The following is a 3,439-nucleotide window of genomic DNA, read 5'->3' as shown; positions in this document are numbered from 1 at the left end:
GCCTCCCTCTGGCCGGGCTGCCCATCGCCGAGGACGTGGCCAAGGGCGAGCATGACCTGACGCTGGCGCGCCTGGTGCTGGAACTGCTGCCGGGCGCGGCCGTGGCGCTTTCCGGCGAGCGAGCAGATGCGCCAGGTGTGCGCGCCGATGAGATCGCCATCCTGTCCGACGTACGCCATATCGGCGGCTTCACGCGGCTCAGCTTCGCCTCCGGCCTCGCGCAGTCATTCCGCCGCCCGGGCCTTGCCGTGAATGCCAATATCGCGCGCGCTAGCCACGGCGAGACAGTGAGCCAACCGCTTGGCAGCGGCGATGCACGTGTCGCCAACCAAGCCTTTGCTCTACCCCGCCTGCCGCTCACCTTCCTAAAGGACAAAACGCCACCAGGCCGGCGCAGTACGCTCGCCATCCACGTGGATGGGCTCGCCTGGGAAGAGCGGCCAGGCCTTTACGAAAGTAGCCCCGCAGACCGCCACTTCATGCTCCGGCTCGACGAGGACGGCACAACGCGCGTGGTCTTCGGTGATGGCCTGCGTGGCGCACGGCTGCCTTCGGGTTCCCTCAACGTCATCGCCACTTGGCGCGTCGGTACCGGGCCGGTCGGCGAGGTGCCGGACGGTGCGCTCACGCTGCTGCGCACCCGGCCACTCGGTATCCGCAGCGTCGTCAACCCAGATGCGGCGACGGGTGCATCGGCGACCGAACGCATGGAGGAGGCCCGACTCAACGCCCCTTCAACCGTCCGGACACTTGGCCGTATTGTCTCGCTCGAGGATTATGAGGACGCGGCGCGTACTTGGCCCGGTTTCGGCAAGGCGCGCGCCGAGCTGGTTTGGCATCTCGGTGAACGCGTGGTGCATGTCACAGTCGGTCTCGCCAAGGGCCTTGCACCATTACCGACGAGCCCGGAGCTCGCGACGCTTCGAGCCGCCCTAGACGGAATCCGCGACGGCGCGGACCGCGTGATGGTCCAGGGCTTTGCCGAGCGTCCTTTCGCCATCAATGCGCGGCTCCGTAGCGACCCCGCGCGCGACGCGGCGGCGGTACGGGCCGCAGCCCAGTCGGCGCTCGAAGCCGGCTTCGGCTTCGCCGCACGGGACTTCGCCGCCCCTGTTACCGGCGCGCAGGTGCTGGCCGTGCTCCAGGCGGTACCCGGCGTTGTCGCGGCAGACCTCTGCGCGCTCGACCCGGTCGAAGCGCGTTCCGGGGGCAGCGCAGGCCATTCGGCGCTTCTGCGCGCCGAGCCTGCGCGCAGCGACCTTGCGGGCGTGCTGCAGCCGGCCGAGCTTCTGCTGGTCTCGCCCGCGCATATAGCCCTGACCTCGGAGCCCGCCCATGCCGGCTGACCGTCTCTACGCCCGCCTGCCCGCGCATATCCGCACCCGGGATGCCGAGGGCGGGCACCCGCTACGGGCGCTGCTCGCCATCGCCGAAGCCGAGCTGGACCGGCTGGAAGCCGATACCGCCGCACTCTATGAGAATGCCTTTATCGAAACCTGTGAGGAGTGGGTCGTACCCTATCTGGGCGACCTGCTTGGCGCACGAAGGCTTAACCCGGCTGGCGGCTTTTCGCTGCGGGCCTATGTGGCCAACACCTTGGATACGCGTCGTGCGAAGGGTACCGCGGCTTCGGTGGAGCAGGTCGCGCGCGACGTCACCGGCCACCCCGCACGCGTCGTGGAGTTCTGGCGCCTGCTTGTTCAGTCGCAGCATGTGAACCATCCGCGCATGGGCAACTTGCAGACGCTCGATATCCGCGACGCTGACGCCGCGCGTCAGGTTGGCACGCCCTTCGACAGCGCCGCGCACAATTTGGAAATACGCCCGATCAAAACCGGAGAAGGGCGCCACGCGATCCCAAATGTCGGCGTTTTCCTGTGGCGGCTGCTGGCCGCACCGATCGGTTTCGCCTTCCCCGAGGGCGTCGGCGTGATGGGCGGCGTGGTACCACGCGCGGTCACCCCCGGACGGCTGCGCCTGCATCCGGCAGGCGTGGACCTGCCGCTGTTCAATCGGCCGCGTGGCGAACCCGTTATCGCGCATCTCGCCGAGGAGCGGGACCTGCCTGCGCCGTTACGCCGCCTACCGCTATGGCGAGAACTGCAGGCGCGCCGGGCAGGCAAGGCGACAGCAGAGGGTTACTTCGGCGCTCAGCCTGTGGTGCGCATCCGCTTGGGAGGCGCCACCCTTCCGCCGGAGCGCGTCCGCATCGCGCATCTGGGGGACCGGTCGGGCGGCGGCTGGCGCAGCCCAGCTGTAGCTGGTGAGGTACTGCTCGACCCTGAACTCGGTCGCCTGAGCCTACATGCCAGTGATGCGGCGCGCCCGGTGGAGGTAGCGTTGGCACAGGGCGCGGCGGGGCAGGTCGGGGCTGGCCCTTGGGATCGCCGCGCGAGCTTCGCCGACTGGTTTGCGCCCTTCGCCGTGCCGCCGGGAGAGCCTTGGATCCGGGTGGTGACGCGGCGTACTGAGGAACACACGACCAACCCAGCCAATGGGGGCCCCTGCGTTGGCTCACTCGCACAGGCCATCCAGGATTGGAACGGGGCGGCGCAGCCGCTAGGCGTCATCTGCATTCTGGACAATGCCAGCTACGATGAAGCCCTACCGCCCATCGCGCTGGCTGCCGGCGCGCAGCTCGCGATCCTGGCTGCTGCCTGGCCGGTGACGATGGACAAGGGTGGTGCGCGTAGGCGCCTCGTTGCCCAACTGCTGCCCGCGGGGCGCCGGCCCTTCATCGGCCGGGGGCTCACTGTAAATGGGGCGGGGCCAGGCAGTGCGCTTATGCTCGACGGGCTGATGTTTGAAGGCGGGCTCACACTCGGCGGGCGGATCGGGCGCGTTGCGCTGCATTACGCCACGCTGGGGGCGGCCGCGGCCGGCCTTGGGACCGGGATCAGCGCTGCCTCCGGCGCGAAGGTAGACGAGGTGACGCTATACCGCTCCGTGCTCGGCCCGATCTCGCTGCCTGAGGGCGCGGCGCGCTTCCGCGCGACGGATAGCATCCTGGGCGAGGACCGCAGCGCCGATGCGGGTGCCGGCTTGCTCAGCAGCGCCGTGATTCTCGATGCGCCTGGTACGGACATAGCGCTGGCCCGCTGCACTGTCTTCGGAGGTGTAGTGGCGCGCACCGCCGATCTTGACCACTTGCTGGCTACCGGCCGCGTGCGTGCAGCCCGCCGCCAGGAGGGTTGCGTCCGCTACAGCCTAGTGCCGCTCGGTAGCCGAACCGCGCCGCGTTTTCGCTGTCAACCCGACCTTGCCATCGCCGCTGAGGGCGCGGTCAGCGATGCCCGCGCCGCTGAGATCGCGCGCCGCCAGCTGCCGCGCTTCACCTCGGCGCGCTGGGAGCATCCGGGCTTCGGGCAGCTGCACGCGCTCTGCCCCAGCGCCCTCGCTGCGGGCGGCGAGGGTGGGCTTGAGATGGGCGCCTTCGCCG

General features: G+C 69.7%; 2 protein-coding genes. Both read left to right on the top strand.

Annotation, left to right across the window (positions count from 1 at the left end; all coding sequences use genetic code 11):
- Positions 1–1,346 (top strand): putative baseplate assembly protein (locus ACILRN_RS16310; protein ID WP_395690019.1); only part of this gene is annotated, 1,346 nt, incomplete at its 5' end.
- Positions 1,336–3,439, top strand: a 2,104-nt coding sequence (locus tag ACILRN_RS16305; RefSeq protein WP_395690018.1) for a phage tail protein, incomplete at its 3' end; no start/stop codon positions are given. The genes ACILRN_RS16310 and ACILRN_RS16305, both read left to right, overlap by 11 nt.

The sequence above is a fragment of the Aestuariivirga sp. genome, from assembly GCF_044238155.1.
GTDB lineage: Bacteria > Pseudomonadota > Alphaproteobacteria > Rhizobiales > Aestuariivirgaceae > Aestuariivirga.
Note: the sequence above shows the minus strand (reverse complement) of the source record. Positions and strands in the feature narration are given on the sequence as shown.